The 17,858-nt window shown below is 65.3% G+C and carries 14 protein-coding genes; 3 read left to right on the forward strand and 11 right to left on the reverse strand.

Translation table 11 applies throughout. The features are described 5' to 3' along the window. Positions 1–2: 2 nt before the first annotated feature. From J2X54_RS24730 to J2X54_RS24760, 7 genes are all read right to left on the reverse strand, one after another. Positions 3–4,736 carry an NAD-glutamate dehydrogenase domain-containing protein gene (locus tag J2X54_RS24730; RefSeq protein WP_310184426.1) on the reverse strand — a complete coding sequence of 1,578 codons (4,734 nt, stop codon included), beginning with the start codon at positions 4,734–4,736 and terminating at the stop codon, positions 3–5. A gap of 161 nt (positions 4,737–4,897) precedes the next feature. Then, entirely contained in the window at positions 4,898–6,238 is a 1,341-nt protein-coding gene (gene astB, locus J2X54_RS24735) for an N-succinylarginine dihydrolase (RefSeq protein ID WP_310184427.1), read from the reverse strand. A gap of 12 nt (positions 6,239–6,250) precedes the next feature. Next, positions 6,251–7,747 carry a succinylglutamate-semialdehyde dehydrogenase gene (gene astD / locus J2X54_RS24740; protein WP_310184428.1) on the reverse strand — a complete coding sequence of 499 codons (1,497 nt, stop codon included), beginning with the start codon at positions 7,745–7,747 and terminating at the stop codon, positions 6,251–6,253. Continuing rightward, positions 7,740–8,795: an arginine N-succinyltransferase gene (gene astA, locus J2X54_RS24745; RefSeq protein ID WP_310184429.1), complete on the reverse strand. Its 1,056-nt coding sequence runs from the start codon at positions 8,793–8,795 to the stop codon at positions 7,740–7,742. The genes astD and astA overlap by 8 nt, the downstream gene beginning before the upstream one ends. Positions 8,796–8,808: 13 nt before the next feature. Next, a complete protein-coding gene (locus tag J2X54_RS24750; protein ID WP_070249245.1) occupies positions 8,809–9,846 on the reverse strand; it encodes an arginine N-succinyltransferase in 1,038 nt (345 codons plus the stop codon). 182 nt (positions 9,847–10,028) lie between these two features. Beyond that, complete coding sequence (astC, locus tag J2X54_RS24755) at positions 10,029–11,261, reverse strand: acetylornithine/succinylornithine family transaminase (RefSeq protein ID WP_310184430.1); 1,233 nt, start codon at positions 11,259–11,261, stop codon at positions 10,029–10,031. Between the two features lie 148 nt (positions 11,262–11,409). Continuing rightward, positions 11,410–12,348 carry a helix-turn-helix domain-containing protein gene (locus J2X54_RS24760; protein ID WP_310184431.1) on the reverse strand — a complete coding sequence of 313 codons (939 nt, stop codon included), beginning with the start codon at positions 12,346–12,348 and terminating at the stop codon, positions 11,410–11,412. Between the two features lie 80 nt (positions 12,349–12,428). On the opposite strand from J2X54_RS24760, the gene J2X54_RS24765 reads away from it, so the two are divergent. From J2X54_RS24765 to J2X54_RS24775, 3 genes are read left to right on the forward strand one after another with little or no spacing between them, the layout of a single operon-like run. Beyond that, positions 12,429–12,902: a MarR family transcriptional regulator gene (locus tag J2X54_RS24765; protein WP_310184432.1), complete on the forward strand. Its 474-nt coding sequence runs from the start codon at positions 12,429–12,431 to the stop codon at positions 12,900–12,902. After that, the gene (locus J2X54_RS24770; protein WP_070249249.1) at positions 12,899–13,177 is read left to right on the forward strand and encodes a hypothetical protein; all 279 of its coding nucleotides are present in this window, start codon (positions 12,899–12,901) and stop codon (positions 13,175–13,177) included. The genes J2X54_RS24765 and J2X54_RS24770 overlap by 4 nt, the downstream gene beginning before the upstream one ends. Before the next feature lie 51 nt (positions 13,178–13,228). Then, positions 13,229–14,065 carry an HDOD domain-containing protein gene (locus J2X54_RS24775; RefSeq protein WP_310184433.1) on the forward strand — a complete coding sequence of 279 codons (837 nt, stop codon included), beginning with the start codon at positions 13,229–13,231 and terminating at the stop codon, positions 14,063–14,065. A gap of 107 nt (positions 14,066–14,172) precedes the next feature. Here J2X54_RS24775 and J2X54_RS24780 read toward each other — a convergent pair whose 3' ends face one another. The 4 genes from J2X54_RS24780 to J2X54_RS24795 all read right to left on the reverse strand — a co-directional run bounded on the left by J2X54_RS24780 (position 14,173) and on the right by J2X54_RS24795 (position 17,825). Beyond that, positions 14,173–14,820 carry a glutathione S-transferase family protein gene (locus J2X54_RS24780; RefSeq protein WP_310184434.1) on the reverse strand — a complete coding sequence of 216 codons (648 nt, stop codon included), beginning with the start codon at positions 14,818–14,820 and terminating at the stop codon, positions 14,173–14,175. A gap of 61 nt (positions 14,821–14,881) precedes the next feature. Beyond that, positions 14,882–15,577, reverse strand: coding sequence for a YafY family protein (locus J2X54_RS24785; protein WP_310184435.1), 696 nt, complete (start codon positions 15,575–15,577; stop codon positions 14,882–14,884). 9 nt (positions 15,578–15,586) lie between these two features. After that, entirely contained in the window at positions 15,587–16,426 is an 840-nt protein-coding gene (gene eutC / locus J2X54_RS24790) for an ethanolamine ammonia-lyase subunit EutC (protein WP_310184436.1), read from the reverse strand. Positions 16,427–16,433: 7 nt separating this feature from the next. Next, positions 16,434–17,825, reverse strand: coding sequence for an ethanolamine ammonia-lyase subunit EutB (locus J2X54_RS24795; protein ID WP_310184437.1), 1,392 nt, complete (start codon positions 17,823–17,825; stop codon positions 16,434–16,436). Positions 17,826–17,858 lie beyond the last annotated feature (33 nt).

A 17,858-nucleotide genomic window follows, 5' to 3' on the forward strand; every position in this document is an offset into this window, starting at 1 on the left:
GCTTACGCCGCCAGCAGGGTGGCGCCTGCCGTATTGGCGGCGTTGACCGCCTCCGACAACGCCCACACGTCGAGCATCGCCTGTTCCAGGTCGGCCGGCTGCGCGTAGCCCGACAGGCCCAGCGTGTTGGCCACCAGTTCCACCGCTTCGGTGGCCGAATGGCCGCCGGTGGCGTGTTGCAGCACCTTGGACAGCAGGCGTTGCTGGGTGCGGCGCAGGGCGTTTTGCGCGTAGTTGCGCAGCTGCTCCTGCGAGCGGTTCGCCGCCGGCAGTTTCAGGCCGCGTTCCAGCACGTCGATGCCCACTTGCGTGCGCAGCGCCAGGCCGATTTGCAGGAAGGCCGGCAAGTCCATGCCCGCCGGACGCTGCACCGACAGCGCGGCAAACACGAACGCCGCCACCGCTTCGATGGCATCGACCGCGTTCCACGCCTGGACGAATTCAGGGTGCAGGCCGGTGGTCAGTTCGGCGTCGGACTGGCCGTCAGCCGGCGTCAGTTGCGTCAGCTGGGTCAGCGACTCGGGCTGGTCGAACAGGCGCGTGAGTTCTTCCACGCCGCCGCGCAGCTGATCGGCTGGCACGGTCAATGCACCTTCGATCACGGCGCGTTGCAGCACGCGGGTGCGGCCATCGACCTTGATCGAGACGGCGCGCGGGATCTTGAGCGCGTCGGCGTCGAGCACAGCAAACACCGGCGCCAGGTTCAGCGCCGACCAGGCCTGGCCCCAGGCTTGAATCACGTCGGTTTCGTCAACCCCATGTTCGCCAGCCAGCTCGCGCAGCATCAGCGGACCGCAGCGGTTGACCGACTCGTTGGCCAGCACGGTGGCCAGGATGGCGTTGGCCAGCGGGTGCGCCAGCGCAGGACGGGTGGCGACCATCAGCTCGGGGAAGTACGGCTTGAGCATGGACTCGGCCCAGCTGTGTTCCGTCAGCGGCAGCGCCGACAGGATGCGCTTGTAGCGGTTTTTCACGTTGGCGATCACCACTGCCAGTTCCGGCGTGGTCAAGCCACGGCCATCGGCTTTGCGGCGCGCCAGTTCGGCCACCGTCGGCAGCTGCTCGAGGTCGCGCGACAGCGCGCCCTCTTCTTCCAGGAACGCGATCAGGTGGGCGTAGCCGTCCTGCACTGCCGGTTCGGTTTGCGCCTGCGCTTCGCGCACCAGCAAATGGGTTTGCAGCGTGTTGTCGCGCAGGACCAGGCGTTCGATATCGGCAGTCATCAGGTTGAGCGTGTGGTTGCGGTCCGCTTCGCTCAGCTGGCCGGCGTTCATTTCCACGTCCAGCCACATCTTGACGTTCACTTCATGGTCGGAGCAATCCACGCCGGCCGAGTTGTCGATCGCATCGGTGAAGATGCGGCCGCCGGCCAGCGCAAACTCGATCCGGCCCGCCTGCGTGGCGCCCAGGTTGCCGCCCTCGGTGACGACCTTGCAGCGCAGCTGGTTGCCATCGACGCGGATGTTGTCGTTGGCGCGGTCCTTGACTTGCGCGTGGGTTTCGGTCGATGCCTTGATGTAGGTGCCGATACCGCCGTTGTAGAACAGGTCCACCGGCGCTTTCAGGATGCGGTGCATCAGCTCTTCCGGTGGCAGCGAGGTCTCTTCGATGTCGAGCACTTCACGGATTTGCGGCGACAGTGCGATGGTGCGCGCGGTGCGTGGATACACGCCGCCGCCGGCCGAGATCAGTTCCTTGTTGTAGTCGTCCCACGAGGAACGCGGCAGCGCGAACATGCGCTCACGCTCGACGAACGACTGCTCCAGGTCCGGGTTAGGATCGAGGAAGATATGGCGATGGTCGAACGCTGCGACGATTTTCAGCTTGCGCGACAGCAGCGCGCCGTTGCCGAATACGTCGCCCGACATGTCGCCCACGCCGACCATGGAGGTTGGCGTGGTGTGGATGTCGTGGTCCATTTCGTAGAAGTGGCGCTGCACGGCTTCGAACGCGCCCTTGGCGGTGATGCCCATTTTCTTGTGGTCGTAACCGTTGGAGCCGCCCGAGGCAAAGGCGTCGCCGAGCCAGAAGCCGCGCTGCACGGCGATGCTGTTGGCGATGTCGGAGAAGGTTGCGGTGCCCTTGTCGGCAGCGACCACCAGGTACGGGTCGGCGCTGTCGTAGCAGACCGTGTCCGCTGGCGGCACGATGTTGCCCAGCACGCGGTTGTCGGTCACTTCCAGCAGGCTGGAAATGAACAGGCGGTAGACTGCTTCGCCTTCGGCAGCGATGGTTTCACGCACGGCGTCTTTCGGCATCTGCTTGCACACGAATCCGCCCTTGGCGCCGGCCGGCACGATCACGGCGTTCTTCACCATCTGGGCCTTGACCAGGCCGAGCACTTCGGTGCGGTAGTCTTCCATGCGGTCGGACCAGCGCAAGCCGCCGCGCGCGACCGGACCGCCGCGCAGGTGCAGGCCCTCGAAACGGCGCGAGAACACGTAGATCTCGCGGTATGGACGCGGTTCCGGCACCAGCGTGAGGTTGCTGGTGTCGAACTTGAAGATGATCTTGTCGCCCTTCTGGTCGTTCTGGAAGTAGTTGGTGCGCAGGGTGGCGGCGATCAGGTTGGCCAGCGCGCCCAGTACCTCTTCGCTGTCGGCGTGGTTAATCGATGGCAGGCGCGTTTTGATGTCGGCCAGCTTGTCCATCGCTTCGGTACGGGTGGCAACGGCCAGCGACGGATCGAACCGGCGCAGGAACACGTCCACCAGTTCTTTCACGAACGCCGGCTGCTTGCGCAGGGTTTCGGCGATGTAGCGCACCGAGAACTGGGTGCCGGTCTGGCGCCAGTAGCTCATGTAGGCGCGCACCAGCTGCACTTCGCGCACGCTCAAGCCGCCTTCGATGACCAGGCCATTCAGGCGGCCATCTTCGGCTTCGTTGTTGAACAGGGCCGAGAACAGGTCTTCGGCCACCACCACCACGCCCGGCTTGGACAGGCTGGCTGCGCTGGCCGAATCGACCGACAGGCTGGTGACGTAGCGGCGCTGGCCGTCGATGCGCAGCGAGTGCGATTGTTCGCGGTCGATGGTCACGCCGGCGTTATGCAGCGCCGGCAGGATGATCGACAGCGACGGGACCTGGTCCACCGAGTACAGTCGGATCGAGGTGCCGCCGTTGGAATTCTCCACGCGCACATCGACGCGCGACGGATCGGTGTTGTGCAGGATGGTTTGCAGATCCTGGAAGGCGGCCACCGGCGTGGTGGCCGCCACGTAATCGACCGGCAGCGTGGCGCACATCTTGCGCAAGTGGGCGCGTACCGGCTCGTTCGGCACGGTGTCGGCCAATTGCGAGAAGCTGTCGTGCCAGCCGTCGAGCACACCTGCCAGCGGCTGCTGGATGTCGGTTTCCAGGTCGAGCGGGTAGCGGGCGCCGTGGGCGATCAGGTACACGCGCGCCAGCGGGCCGTCGGCCACCAGCGTTTGCAGGCTGACGTGGTTGGCGCCGGACGTGGATTGCAGGGTACGGGCCAGCGACGAGGCGACGCTGTTGCTGTAACGCTCGCGCGGCAGGTACACCAGCACGTTCAGGTGGCGCGCATACACGTCGCGGCGCGCAAACACCTTGGTGCGCGGCTGCTTGTACAGCGAGACCACGGCGCCGCATACCTCGGCCAGCCATTGCGGATCGGCTTCCAGCGCTTCGGTGCGCGGCAGCGATTCGAGGATCTCGATGAATTTCTCGGCGCGGAAACCTTCCTGGCGCACGCCGGCAATCGACAGCACCTTGGCCACGCGGCCACGCGCGAACGGCAGACGGTTCAGCGGCGTGGACGTGGCGGCGCGGGTGAACAAACCGACGAAGCAGTATTCGCCGAGGATCGCGCCCTGCGCGTCGGTGTGGCGGATGCCGATGAAGTCGAGCTGGGCGTCGCGGTGCAGCGTGCCTTCCACGTCGGCCTTGACGATGGACAGCGTATGGGCGCGCTTGGACAGCGTGTCGAAGTCGCCGGGGATGTTGGCCAGGCAGGTGCCGTAGACCGGGTGCGCGGTATCTTGCAGCACGCCGATGCGGCTCGGGATGTCGCGTTCGAGTTCGCGCACGCCCGGCTTGACCTGGTAGTAGGCGTAGCCGAACGGCTCGAAGCCTTCGGTGCGCGCCCAGTCGAGGAAGGCGGCAACTTCCTTGCCTTCTTCGCCGATGGCGGCAGCTTCGGCGCCAATGCGGGCCAGGTGCGCCAGCATGGCGGCCTTGTCGCGGCGGACCACGGCGGCGTCGCGCGAGACCATCTGGATGCGGCCGACCAGCGCGCCCAGTTCGGCGGCAGGCAGGTCTTCGGCCAGCAGGCAAAGCACGTACGATTCGAGCTTGTCGCCGGCCTGGCCGACGCTGGTGACCACGCCGTCGGCGTTGCGCGCCACCGGCAGCACGGCGTTCATCACGCCGTTGGCGACGATGTGCAGCTTGCGCATGGCCATGACGATGGAGTCCACCAGGTACGGCATGTCGTCGTTGAGGACCAGCAGCGCGGTGGCTTTGCCGCCACGGCCGTCATCGTAAGGGAGCGTGACCACTTGCGCGCCGGCGCCGGTGCGGGTGGCCGCTTTGCTGAAACCTTCCATCAAGACCGGCGCCAGGCTGGCGGGCAGCGTGCCGGCCAGGTCTTCGTCGTCGAGGGCTGCAAGCCAGGCGCCGATCAGGGCCGGAACCTGGGCATTGGTGCTCGCAGATTGGCTGGCGTTGATCGATGCGAGCGTCTCGGCGCGCAGGTCTTGTGGTGTTTGTTTCATTGTTTGTTCTCCAATACGTAACGGGTATTTTAGGTATTTTGGGTAGTTCTCGCAGGCCCACGCCGAACCGCTTATGGCGGCGCGGCAGGTGCTCATGCCGGTGGTGATGCGGTATTAGACCAGCTTTTAAAACTTCGCGCCTGTACCAGAAGGATCGGGCGCTAACTGAGGTCGTACAGGTCCGGCAAATTCAGGATACGGCTCAAATCCTCCAGCGCCGTGCGCACCTCGATCGCCAGCTGCGGGTCGGCCAGGTCGTCGGGTGACAGGCTGTCGCGGTAGTGTTTTTCCACCCACGCCACCAGCGTGTGATACAGCGATTCGGTCATCACCACGCCCTGGTGCATGGCTTGGCTTTCGGCCTCGGTGAGCGCCACGCGCAGGCGTAGGCACGCGGGGCCGCCGCCGTTACGCATCGACTGGCGCAGGTCGAACGTGATCAATTCGTCGATGGCGCCATTCTGCGCCAGCAGGCCTTCCAGGTAGCGCGCAACCGCGGCGTTTTCCTGGCATTCCTGCGGCACCACCAGCGCCATCTTGCCACTGGCCTTGGTCAGCAACTGGCTGTTGAACAGGTAGCTGGCCACGGTATCGGCCACCGCCACCTGCGACGTCGCCACGCGGATCGGATTGAATTCTGCTCCTACCTCGCCCAGCGCGCGGCGCAGCCGTTCGATGGCGTCCGCTTCGTCGGCAAACGCCTGCTCGTGGTAGAACAGCACATTGCCGTTGCCGACCGCGATCACGTCGTTGTGGAACACGCCCTGGTCGATCACGTCGGGATTCTGCTGCACATACACGGTGCGCTCATGCGACAAGCCATGCAGGCGCGCGACCGCCTGTGAAGCCTCCAGGGTTTGCCGCGCAGGAAAGCGCTTGGGCGCCGGCGCCGAGGCATCGAACTCGGTGCGGCCATACACGAACACCTCCACGCCAGCGCTGCCATGATCTTTGGCAAAGCGCGTGTGGTTGGCCGCGCCCTCGTCGCCGAACGCCGGGGTGCCGGGCAGCGCGTCGTGTACGGCAAAGTGTTTCGGATCGGCGAAGATGGCGCGCAGGCTGCGTGCCGACTGCATGTGCTCGAACGCACGGTGCAATTTGTTGTTCAGGTTGGCGGCGGTGAAATGCGCGCGGCCGTCCGCGCTGTCGGCCGACGGGCTCACCGTCGCGGCATTCGCGGTCCACATCGGCGAAGCCGAATAAGCGCTGGCCAGGATGACTGGCGCTTCCTTCGCGGCCTTGGTCAGCACTTCGGCGTCGGTCCCGGTAAAGCCCACGCTGCGCAGCAGGCGGAAGTTGGGACGCACCTGCGGCGGCATCACGGCCTGGCCGAAGCCGCGCGCAGCCAGTGCGCGCATCTTGGCCAGGCCCTGCAAGGCGGCCAGCTTGGGATTGGACGCGCTCTTGACGTTGTTGAACGAGGCGACGTTACCGAACGACAGGCCGGCGTAGTTGTGCGACGGCCCGACCAGGCCATCGAAGTTGAATTCGCGTGCGGGCATGATGGCGCTTCCTTAGAAGTGCATGCCGGGCGAGAGCTTGGCCGGCAGTTCCAGTGCGGGGTTTTCGATCGAGGCGACCGGGTACGCGCAGTAATCGGCCGCGTAGTAGGCGCTCGGGCGATGGTTGCCCGACTTGCCCACGCCGCCGAACGGCGCGGTGCTGGCCGCACCGGTGGTTGGGCGGTTCCAGTTGACGATGCCGGCACGCGCGCGCACCTGGAAAATCTTCCACAGGTTTTCGTCATTCGAGATCAGCGCCGAGGCCAGGCCGAATTCGGTGGCGTTGGCGGTGCGGATCGCGGTGTCGAAATCGGCCACGCGGATCACCTGCAACAGGGGACCGAACCACTCTTCGTCGGGGATATTCTCGGCATCGGTCACATCGACGATACCTGCCGTGACAAAGCCGGTGTTCTCGTCGAGGTGGCGCATGTTGAGCAGGCTGACGCCGCCCTTGGCCACCATGTCCTCCTGCGCCTGTACCAGCCGCCTGGCGATCGCCGCCGAGACTACGGGCCCCATGAACGGCGCCGGTTCCGCGTTCGAGGCGCCCACCGTCAGGCGGCTGGCCACATCGACCAGGCGCGCAAGCAGCGCATCGCCCGCCGGGCCTTGCTGGACAATCAGGCGGCGCGCGCAGGTGCAGCGCTGGCCGGCCGAAATGAACGCCGACGACACGGCCATGAACACGGCCGCATCGATATCTTTCGCATCCCAGATCACCAGCGGGTTGTTGCCGCCCATTTCCAGCGCCAGCATCTTGCCCGGCTGGCCGCCGAACTGCTTGTGCAGTGCGGTGCCGGTGGGGCAGCTGCCGGTAAACAGCACGCCGTCGAGCCTCGGATTCTGGCCCAGCGCGATGCCGGTTTCGCGGCCGCCGTTGACCAGGTTGATCACGCCGGCCGGCAAGCCGGCCTGCTCCCACAACTGCACGGTCTTGATGGCCGTGCGCGGCGCGTATTCGCTCGGTTTGAACACCACCGTGTTACCGGCGATGAGCGCGGGCACGATATGGCCGTTGGGCAGGTGGCCCGGGAAGTTATATGGTCCGAACACGCCGAACACGCCGTGCGGACGGTGGCGCAGCACCGCTTCGCCATCGGCGACTTTGTTCTGCGTGTGGCCGGTGCGCGAGTTATAGGCCTGCACCGAGATGTCGATCTTGTTGGCCATGGTGGTCACTTCGGTGCGCGCTTCCCACAATGGTTTACCCACTTCTTCGGCGATCAGCGCCGCCAGTTCTTCCGCATCCTGCTTCAACAGGTCGCGGAAGCGCAGGCAGACGGCAATGCGCTCTTCCAGCGGCGTCAACGCCCAGGCTTCGAACGCGGCCTGGGCGGCGCTGCAGGCGGCATCGACATCCTGCGGCGTCGATTCGCGGCTGGCCCAGGTTTGCTGGCCATTCGACGGATCGACGGTCACCAGTTCGGCGCCAGCGCCGACCGACCATCGTCCGCCAACGAAATTGCTCAGTACATTGCTCAGGGGGTTGTTCAGCGTATTAAACATGGGGATATTTCCTCGAGTTGAGCGACAGGGTGCGCACGGCGTCGCCGTCGGCGCAGCGCAGCGCATCCTGCTCCGCTGCCGACAGCGCCACGGCGCCATTCACTGGCGCGGTCTGCGACAGGATCATGCGGAAATCGTGGAGCGCGGTATTCGACACCAGCACTGGCTCCGGTTCAGGCACCGTGGCGCACGCGGCGTCCGGCACGGCAGCGGCGCCAACCTGCGCCAGCACGCTGTCGCGCATGGCGCGCAGCTCGGACACCCGCGCCTGCAGCACCGGGCCAGCATCGAAGATGTCGACGTAGCCCTCGAAATACAAGCCCTCCTGTTCAAGCAGGCGGCGCGCCGGCGCGGTGGACGTGTGGACCTTGCCGATCACCTCTTGTGCGTCGTCGGGCAGATAGGCCACGTACAACGGCTGGCGCGGCATCAGCTCGGCGATGAACGATTTTTTGCCGACCGCGGTCAGCGCATCGACGTGATCGAAATCCATCTTGAAGAAGTGGCGGCCCAAGCCTTCGTAGAACGGCGAGCGGCCATTTTCTTCCTGGTAGCCGCGCATCTCGGCGATCAGTTTTTCGGTAAACAGGTGCGGGAACTGGGCGATGAACAGGAAGCGGCTTTTCGACAGCAGCTTGCCGTTGTTGCCGGTGCGGTAGTCGGGATGCAGGAACAGCGAACACAGTTCGGTGCTGCCGGTCAGATCGTTCGACAGGTACAGCGTTTCCATGCGGGTAAATACGTCGATCTCGCGGCTCGAGTGCACCAGGGTGCCGATGCGGTAGTTATAAAACGGTTCGTTCAGGCCCACCGCGCCCTTGATCGCGCACACGCCGGCCAGGCGGCCGGTGTCGGTGTCTTCCATCACGAACATGTAGTCGCGCTTTTCGGGAGCGATGGTTTCGGCAAACGAAGCGACCGCGATATCGAGCCGGTCGCCCATCATCTTCATGTCGGGCTTTAAGGTGGTCATGCCGCTGCCGACCTGCGTGGCCATCACGTACAGGGCGTCGAGGTCGTCGGCTTGGATGGCGCGTACTACTAGCATAGATGGTCCAGTCTCAGAGTCGGACGCAGATGACGGTGTCGCCGTCCGCGATGTTCAGCGTGCCCAGCACCTCTGCCGGCAGGGCCACGGTCACTTGCGCTTCGAGCGCGGCGCAGTCGGCGATCACGGCGCGGAAATTGTGTTCGGTGCCGGACGAGATGGCGTAACGCACCGGCGGTTCGCGGCCGCGGTCGCGCGCGTCAAGCGCCACGGTGGCGCGGCGTTGCAACGCGCCGGTAAAGGTGCGCAGCGAATTTTTATGGGCCTGCAAAATCGGGCCGCCATCGAAGATGTCGATGTAGTCGTCGGCTTCGAAGCCTTCGGCGGTGAGCAAATTAAACGCCAGTTCGCCCGACGGATGGATCTGGCCCATGGCCGCCTGGGCGTCGCCCGGCAGCAGCGGCACGTACACCGGGTAGTGCGGCATCAGCTCCACGATCAGGGTGCGGTTGCGGGCGCCGCCGATCACGCGTTCGGCATCGAGAAAATCCATCTGGAAGAACTTGCGGCCCAGCGCATCCCAGAACGGCGAGCCGCTGTTGGTGTCGGTAACGCCGGCCAGCGGCACGAAGAAACGGTCGGAAAAGCGGTGCGGCGCCAGCACGGCAAACATCAGCCGCGCGCGCGAGAGCAGCGCCGCTTCGGCCGAACCCTGTTCGCGCTCGCCCACGTAAAAGCTCGACAGCTGCGAGTAGCCGGTCAGCTCCGAACACAGCGTGAGCGCGTGCACGCTGTGGCTGATATTAAGATCGCGCGAGACCTGCTGGATGACGTCGTTACGGAACGAAAAATAAGTGCCGTTGGAGCCGGCTGCAGCGAAGATGGCGGCGGTGCCGGCGATGCTGTGGTCGGTGAGGTTTTCAAGCACCAGCAAATACGATTCCTCGCTGGCGATATCGACCTGGGCGGCAAAGGAAGCGATCGAACCCTCGATCATGGCGAGGATTTTCTCGCGCGTCTTGGGCAGGGTATGCACTCCCGGCATGGGCACTGCGGCCAGCGCCTCGAGGGCGTCGATATCCGCTAGTTCGACCGGACGGACTACATACATATTTACTCCTTGGGTGATGCACATGATGCACAGCACAGGCCAGGGTAGAAACCCGGGACCGAAAAGCCGTCATCCCCGCGAAAGCGGGGATCCATGGAACGTTTGCACAACTCACGCGCTCTATGGATCCCCGCGTGCGCGAGGATGACGGATCTGAGGGTGACGATTATTCCCGCTTACGCCTACAGCAAACCATCAATCGACACGCGCAGAATGCGGTCCGCTTCGGCGATCTGTTCGTCGCTGACGATCAGGGCCGGCGCCAGGCGCAGCACGTCCATGCCGGCGATCAGCACCATCAGGCCATTGGCTTCGGCCGCTTTCTGGATGTCTTTCGAGCGGCCTTTCCAGGCATCGGTGACCACCATGCCCAGCAGCAGGCCGGCGCCGCGTACCAGCGTAAACACTTGCGGGTAGTCGGCGATCAGTTGTTCCATGGTGCCGCGCAGCTTGTCGCCCGCCTGCTTGACGCGCGCCAGGAACTCGGGCTGGTTGATGGTTTCCAGCACGGTCAGGGCCACGGTTGCGGCCAGCGGGTTGCCGCCGTAGGTGGTGCCGTGGCTGCCCACGCCCAGGGTGGCGGCCAGTTCGTTGGTGGTCAGCATGGCAGCGACGGGATAGCCGTTGCCCAGCGCCTTGGCGGAAGTGAGCACGTCAGGCGTGATGCCGTAAGTCATGTAGTGGAACAGGTCGCCGGTACGGCCCATGCCGCACTGCACCTCGTCGAAGATCAGCACCGCGCCGGTCTGGTCGCACAGCTCGCGCAGCGCTTGCAGGTAGGCCTTGTCGCCCGGTACCACGCCGCCCTCGCCTTGCAGCGGCTCGACGATCACGGCGCACACGTCATCGGTAATCGATGCACGCGCCGCTTCGATGTCGTTGTAGGCGATGTGATCGATCGACGGTGGCAGCGGCTCGAAGCCTTCGGTGTACTTCGACTGGCCGCCGACGGAGACGGTAAACAGCGTGCGGCCGTGGAACGACTGCAGGCACGAGACGATGCGCGACTTGTGCGGGCCGAACTTGGCGTGCGCGTATTTACGGGCCAGTTTGAGGGCCGCTTCGTTGGCTTCGGCGCCGGAGTTGCAGAAGAAGGCGCGGTCGGCGAAAGTGGCTTCGGTCAGGGCCAGGCCCAGGCGCAGCACCGGCTCGTTGGTGTAGCCGTTACCGAGGTGCCACAGGGTGTTGGCCTGGCGCGTCAGTGCCTCGACCACGATCGGGTTGCAGTGGCCGAGCGAGTTGACGGCGATGCCGGACGTGAAGTCCAGGTAGTGCTTGCCATTCTGGTCCCACAGGTCCAGGCCAGATCCTCGGACCGGAACCATCGCTGCCGGTGCATAGGTCGGCACCAGGACTTCATCAAAAGTCTGACGAGTCACAGGACGGGTCGTTACGGTCGTATCTTTGGCGTTCATGGCATTCCCTATTAAAAGTGTTCCGTGTGGGTGCGCGCGGCAACGTGCCGCAGGCCCCATTATAAAAAACGGCATGCTAAAACTCTTTTCTAATGGCGACAAGGTTTTTCACTTTTGGCCATAGGGAAAGCTTAGCAAGAAATTATGGTCAATTAGCCAGCTTGCGCTGGCGTTCCTCGCGCGGCGTATTACCGAAGAGCGCCCCGAACGCCGTGGAAAAATGCGACCCCGACGAGAAGCCGCACATCAGCCCCACCTGCACGATCGAGTGGTTGGTCTCGAGCAGCAGCTGGCGCGCGCGTTGCAGGCGCAGTTCCAGGTAGTAGCGCGACGGCAGGCTGTCGAGGTATTGCTTGAACAGGCGCTCCAGCTGGCGCCGCGACAGGCCCACCAGGTTGGCGATGTCGTCAGTCGACAGCGGTTCCTCGATATTGGTCTCCATCAGCGTCACCGCCTCGGACAAGCGCGGCTGCAACGCGCCGAAACGCGCTTGCAGGGCGATGCGCTGGCGCTCGTCGTGGCTGCGCACGCGCTCGATGCACAGGTTTTCCTTGATCGACGCCTGCACGGTGGCGCCGCACAGGTGCTCGACCAGCGTCAGCGCAAAATCGATGCTGGCGGCGCCGCCGCAACAGCTCAGGTGGCGGCCGTCGAGCTCGAACAAGTGCTGGGTCAGGATGGCGCGGTCGGTGATGCTCTCGGTGTCGCCGTACAGCGCCCACGGCAGCGCCACCCGCACCCCGGCCATTACGCCGGCCAGCGCCAGCCACAGCACGCCGGCGCCCACGCCGCCCCAGTATTCGGCGCTGCGGATGCGCTCGATCACGGCGCGGGCCAGCTCCGGCGCCATGGTGCGGTCGGCATCGTCGGCGACCAATAAGGCGATGTGCCAGCCGGGCTGGGCCAGCACCACTTGCGCCGGGGTCATGGTTTCAAGCTGGAAGGCATCACGGCCCAGCATGGCGGCGGCCATGCGCAGCGGCTGCACCAGGCCGGCCCAGGTGAGCGCATCGGCCTCGCCCGCGTTGACCAGCAGCACGCGCAGCGGCCGTTGGCGGGCCAGGCCGGACAGGTTAGCAAAGGACATCGGCGCGCAGGGGCATGAATGGAAGTCCCGTATAGTACCCGCCCCGGCTGCAAATTGCGAACCAGCTATAATCACGGCCCATGGGCGAACGATATTTGAAAAGTGTCCGGCTGCTGGCCGAGTGCATGCAGAGCTTCGAGCGCAGGTCGGCGGAACACGCGCGCGCCTGCGGCCTCACCCATGCGCAGTTCGACATCATCGCCACGCTGGGCAATACGCCGGGCATGTCGTACAAGGAGCTGGGCGATAAAACCCTGATCACCAAGGGCACCATGACCGGCGTGATCGAGCGGCTGGAACAAAAAGGCCTGGTCGAGCGTACCCGCAGCGACTGCGACAAGCGCTCGTTTTTCGTGCGGCTGACCGACGCCGGCGAGGCTGCGTTTCACACCGCGTTTCCGGCGATGGTGTCGATGGGGCGGCAAATGTTTGCCGATTACAGCGACGACGATTACGCGGCCCTTGAAAAAAATCTCGCCAGGCTTAAGAATGCCGTCATGGCCGGCGCCGACACTTGCGCGCCCAACACCGACCCAACCAAGGAAATCATTTGAAAACTGCTCTGATCGACGGCGTCACGCCGGCAAAATTCGACAAACACATCATCGGCAACCTGTTGCTCAATGTCGCCCACGAGGACGAAGTGCGCCTGGAAAAGCTGCTGATCGGCGTGCGCAATGAAGAAGGCGAAATCTTCCGCCTGATCGGCGCGACCAAGCCCAACAGCTACATGAACGCGGTGGAAGAGCTGGAAGACCTGGGGCTGGTGGACGAGCTCAAAGGCATGGACAATACCGATGGCTACGACGCGATTTTCAGCGAAGAATAAAATTCTTACACAAAAGTTCTACGTAGCAATATTGCGCGTATAATTTTTGCGATGGACAGACTCGACGCATTCAAGGCCATCGCTGAACAAGCTGGCCGCGGGGAATTGACTTTCCCCGCCAATGTCAACGCCACACTGCGGTTGCAGCAGGCGTTGAACGATCCCGACTGCCACGCCGACGCGGCAGCCAGGCTCATCCAGGCAAACCCGTTGCTGGCAGCCCGCAGCGTGGCGATTGCCAACTCGGCTGCCTACAACCGCTCCGGTACCGAGATCACCAGCGTTAAAAACGCCGTGCAGCGCCTCGGCGTGCGCACGCTGCAATCGCTGGTGGCAGCCCTGATCGTGCGCCAGATCGGCAGCGAAGTCACCAATCCTGCCCTCAAGCGGCAAATCAACCAGTTGTGGGAACACACGGCGCACGTGGCCGCGCTCTCGCAGGTGATTGCGCGCCGCGTCACCCGCCTCGATCCTGAAACCGCGCTGTTCGCCGGCATCATGCACGAGGTGGCAGGCTTCTACATGCTGTCGTGCGCCGGCGACTACCCGGAGATCATGGACGGCGAGCCGGAAGAGTGGGTAGACCATGGCGAGATCGAGATCGGCCGTGGCGTGCTGACGCGCCTGGGCGTGCCCGACGGCGTGTTCCAGGCCATCGAGGCGATGTGGACGGGATTGCGCGCGATTCCGCCGGAAACTCTGGGGGACACGCTGCTGCTGGCCAACGACCTGGCGCCGGTGCCGTCGCCGCTGTACCAGCCGCGCGCCAACATCAGCGAACAGGGCGCGCGCACCATCGATTTCCTGATCGGCGACGGTTCGCTGCACACCATCATGCTCGAATCGGCCGAGGAGGTACGCTCGCTGTACTCGGTGCTGATGATGTAGGCAAAAAAAAGCCCGCTGGGTAGCGGGCGAAGTCCAAAACTAGGGATCTCCTCCAGAGGAGATGACTGAACTATAGCAGCGCTGCGTGGCACGTTCCGTGCGCCACTTCACACAAGCGCACCATTCGTTTCCATTTCCCAATCTTTTTCGGTCTGGCGCCATGCCGGCAATTGGCGAATGCGCGCGTGCCAGGCCGCGAGATAGATGTAGCCGTCCAGCGGCAGGCGGGCCGGCCCGGTGTACATGAGCGGCGCGGCCAGCGCGAGATCGGCCAGGCTCAGCGCATCGCCGGCAACCCAGGCATGGGCGCGCAGGTGCCGGTCCAGCACGGCCGCATGACGGGTCAGGTCGACGGTGCCGCGCGCCACTTCGAGCGGATCGCGGGCGCCGCCACCGGTCATGCCCTTCCAGATATTTTCCCAGGCCAGCACGCTGACGGCCGGCGCGAAGTGCTGGCACGCCCACAACATCCAGCGGTTGACGTCGGCGCGCTGCGCCGGGTCGCGCGGGTACAAGGCCTCGCCGCCCGCCGTGGTGTCGGCCAGGTATTGCATGATCGCGCACGATTCCCACAGGATGAATTCGCCGTCCTGCAGCACCGGCAGCATGCCGTTCGGATTGAGCGCGGCCAGGCGGTGGCGGTCGCCCGCGTCCATCAGGTTTATTTCGGTCAGATCGAGCTGCACGTCCAGGTGGATGGCGGCCATCATCACGCGGCGGGCATTGGACGAGATCGGGTGGTGGTACAAGCGCATGCGGGCTCCGGTGGGTGTGAAGAAGAGCCACGATGGTAGCGGCGCACTGCGCCAGTTTCTGTCAGGAGTCGGGGGCTATATTGTGCTCGCGGCGCCAGGTGGTCAGCAGCTCGTGGCGCCGGGTCGGATAGCGCTCGCGCGTGGTCTCGACCGTGGCAATGCGGTCGATGCGGAAATGGCGGAAACCGGCGCGCAGCTCGCACCACGCAGCCAGCAGGCGCTTGCCCTCGAAAAACGCCAGCGCGAACGGCCAGACCATGCGCTCCGACGGCTGGCCGTGCTCGTCGCAATACCCGATGCGCAGCCGGTGCTGGTAGCGGATCGCCTCGCGCACCGGCCCGACGTGGCGGTCGTCGACCTGCGGCCGCTCCATGCCCAGTGGTACCCATAAACTGGTTTCTGCCATGTCATCGCGCAAGTCCCTGGGCGTGGCGGCGGCGATCCTGGCCAGCGCGGTGTGAGCGGCGGCTGCCAGCGCGGCGTCGCCCTGGCCGCGCACCCAGCGTGCGCCCAGCACCAGTGCTTCGAGCTCGTCGATGCTGAACATCAGTGGCGGCAAAAAGAAGCCGGGCTTGAGGCAATAGCCCACCCCGGCCGCGCCTTCGAGCGGCGCGCCCAGGCTGCACAAGGTCTGGATGTCGCGGTAGATGGTGCGCTCGGATACGCCCAGCTGTTCGGCCAGGCGGGCGGCGGTGACGGCACGGCGATAGCCGCGCAGCGCGTCCATCAGCTGGAAAAGTCGGGTAGTGCGACTCATTGAAGTTGGCTATTCGAGCAGGAAGTTACGGGGCGATGCGGACAGCGCTGAGTCGCTGCCTGCGGTTTCATCCTTGAGCGCCACCCCGGACAACTGGCGCCGGCGCGCTTCGGACAGCAGGTAGTGTAACTTGAACGCGGCCGCCTCGTAACCGAGGCCCGCCGGGCGCACGTTCGAGATGCAGTTGCGGCTGGCGTCGGTCAGGCCCACGCGCGGCGCCCAGGTCAGGTACAAGCCCATGCTGTCGGGCGAACTGAGGCCCGGGCGTTCGCCCACCAGCACCAGCACCGCCCGCGCGCCGAGCAACTGCCCCACCTCGTCGCCCACCGCCACCCGGCCCTGCAAGACCACCGCCGGCGGCGCCAGGGTCCACGACTCGGGCGCCAGGCGCGCCGCCAGGCAGGCCAGGAACGGCAGCACGTTCTGTTCGATCGCCAGCGCCGACAGGCCGTCGGCGACCACCACCGCCAGGTCGAAACCGTCGTCCGCCCTGGCTTGCTGCTGTAATGTCTCGCGCGAGGCATCGTCGAGCCGCCGCCCCAGGTCGGGCCGCTGCAAGTAGATGTCGCGGCTCGCTGCCGCGCTGTGCAGCGACAGCGCCGGTTGGCCACACAGCTTGGCGAGGCCGGCCAGCAGCGGCGCCACGTCCAGCGCCTGGTGCACGGCGTCGCGCGCCTGCGCATGGGCCAGCTGGAACTCCAGCTGCGGCGCGGTAGGCTGGCTCACGCCGGTGCGCCCGAGCGCAATGCGCGCAGCCGTGAAGCGGCGCAGCGCGGCCCAGGAATTGTCCACCACCAGGCCCTGCTCCTGGACCTGGTCGGCGCCATCGTGGGGTTCGAGCTCGCTCATGTCGCCCTCAGGTCAGTTGCGCCAGCGCGCGCTGGAACGATGGCGGCATGGCCCGGCCCAGCGTGGTGCGCTCGTCATCGGTGAAAATTTGCATGTGCTTCAGCCAGGCGTCGAACTCCGGCGCTGGTTTGAGACCCAGCGCTCGGCGCGCATACAGCGCATCGTGGAACGAGGTGGTCTGATAGTTGAGCATGATGTCGTCGGAACCGGGAATGCCCATCACGAAGGTGCAGCCGGCCGCGCCCAGCATGGTGAGCAGGATGTCCATGTCGTCCTGGTCGGCCTCGGCGTGGTTGGTGTAGCAGACGTCGCAGCCCATGGGCAGGCCGAGCAGCTTGGCGCAGAAATGGTCTTCCAGCCCGGCGCGCACGATCTGCTTGCCGTCGTACAGGTACTCGGGACCGATAAAGCCGACCACCGAGTTGACCAGCAGCGGCTTGAACTTGCGCGCCACCGCGTAGGCACGCGCCTCGCAGGTCTGCTGGTCGACGCCGTGGTGGGCATTGGCCGACAATGCGCTGCCCTGCCCCGTCTCGAAGTACATGACGTTGTCGCCGACAGTGCCGCGCCCCAGCGACAACGCTGCCTGGCGCGCTTCGTCGAGCAAGGCCAGGTTGAGGCCGAAGCTGGTGTTGGCCGCCTCGGTGCCGGCAATCGACTGGAACACCAGGTCCACCGGCGCGCCGCGCTCAATGGCGGCAATGGTGTTGGTGACGTGGGTAAGCACGCACGACTGGGTGGGAATGGCATAGCGGTCGATGATTTCGTCGAGCATGGTGACGATCTTGATCACCTGCGGCACGTTGTCGGTGGCCGGGTTGATGCCGATGACGGCGTCGCCGCTGCCGTACAGCAGGCCGTCGAGCAGGCTGGCGGCGATGCCGGTGGCGTCGTCGGTGGGGTGGTTCGGCTGCAGCCGGGTGGCCATGCGGCCTTCGAGCCCGATAGTGTTGCGAAAGCGCGTGACCACGCGGCATTTGCGCGCCACCAGCACCAGGTCCTGGATGCGCATGATTTTTGAAACGGCCGCCGCCATCTCGGGCGTGATGCCGGCGGCGACGGCGGTCAGCGCGGCGGTATCGGCAGCGTCGCCGAGCAGCCAGTTGCGAAAGTCGCCCACTGTCAGGTGGGCAATGCGCGCAAAGGCGGCGGCGTCGTGGTCGTCGATGATCAGGCGCGTGACTTCGTCGTCCTCGTACGGCACCACCAGGTCGTTGAGGAACAGCCGCAGCGGCAGGTCGGCCAGCGCCATTTGCGCAGCCACCCGCTCTTCGGCGCTGGCGGCGGCCAGGCCGGCCAGCGCGTCGCCGGAGCGCAGGGGCGTGGCCTTCGCCATCAATTCCTTCAGGTCGCGGAACTGGTAGGTTCTGCTGCCTGCCGTGTGCGAAAAACTGCCCATTGCCCCTCCGGATGACGTTACTGTAATGCCTGT

Origin of the sequence: Duganella sp. 3397, assembly GCF_031456625.1 — a bacterium.
GTDB lineage: Bacteria > Pseudomonadota > Gammaproteobacteria > Burkholderiales > Burkholderiaceae_D > Rugamonas > Rugamonas phyllosphaerae.

Coding starts and splice junctions, on each gene's coding strand:
- J2X54_RS24730 (WP_310184426.1), bottom strand. CDS start 4,736: ATGAAACAAACACCACAAGACCTGCGCGCCGAGACGCTCGCATCGATC.
- astB (WP_310184427.1), bottom strand. CDS start 6,238: ATGCCCGCACGCGAATTCAACTTCGATGGCCTGGTCGGGCCGTCGCAC.
- astD (WP_310184428.1), bottom strand. CDS start 7,747: ATGTTTAATACGCTGAACAACCCCCTGAGCAATGTACTGAGCAATTTC.
- astA (WP_310184429.1), bottom strand. CDS start 8,795: ATGCTAGTAGTACGCGCCATCCAAGCCGACGACCTCGACGCCCTGTAC.
- J2X54_RS24750 (WP_070249245.1), bottom strand. CDS start 9,846: ATGTATGTAGTCCGTCCGGTCGAACTAGCGGATATCGACGCCCTCGAG.
- astC (WP_310184430.1), bottom strand. CDS start 11,261: ATGAACGCCAAAGATACGACCGTAACGACCCGTCCTGTGACTCGTCAG.
- J2X54_RS24760 (WP_310184431.1), bottom strand. CDS start 12,348: ATGTCCTTTGCTAACCTGTCCGGCCTGGCCCGCCAACGGCCGCTGCGC.
- J2X54_RS24765 (WP_310184432.1), top strand. CDS start 12,429: ATGGGCGAACGATATTTGAAAAGTGTCCGGCTGCTGGCCGAGTGCATG.
- J2X54_RS24775 (WP_310184433.1), top strand. CDS start 13,229: ATGGACAGACTCGACGCATTCAAGGCCATCGCTGAACAAGCTGGCCGC.
- J2X54_RS24780 (WP_310184434.1), bottom strand. CDS start 14,820: ATGCGCTTGTACCACCACCCGATCTCGTCCAATGCCCGCCGCGTGATG.
- J2X54_RS24785 (WP_310184435.1), bottom strand. CDS start 15,577: ATGAGTCGCACTACCCGACTTTTCCAGCTGATGGACGCGCTGCGCGGC.
- eutC (WP_310184436.1), bottom strand. CDS start 16,426: ATGAGCGAGCTCGAACCCCACGATGGCGCCGACCAGGTCCAGGAGCAG.
- J2X54_RS24795 (WP_310184437.1), bottom strand. CDS start 17,825: ATGGGCAGTTTTTCGCACACGGCAGGCAGCAGAACCTACCAGTTCCGC.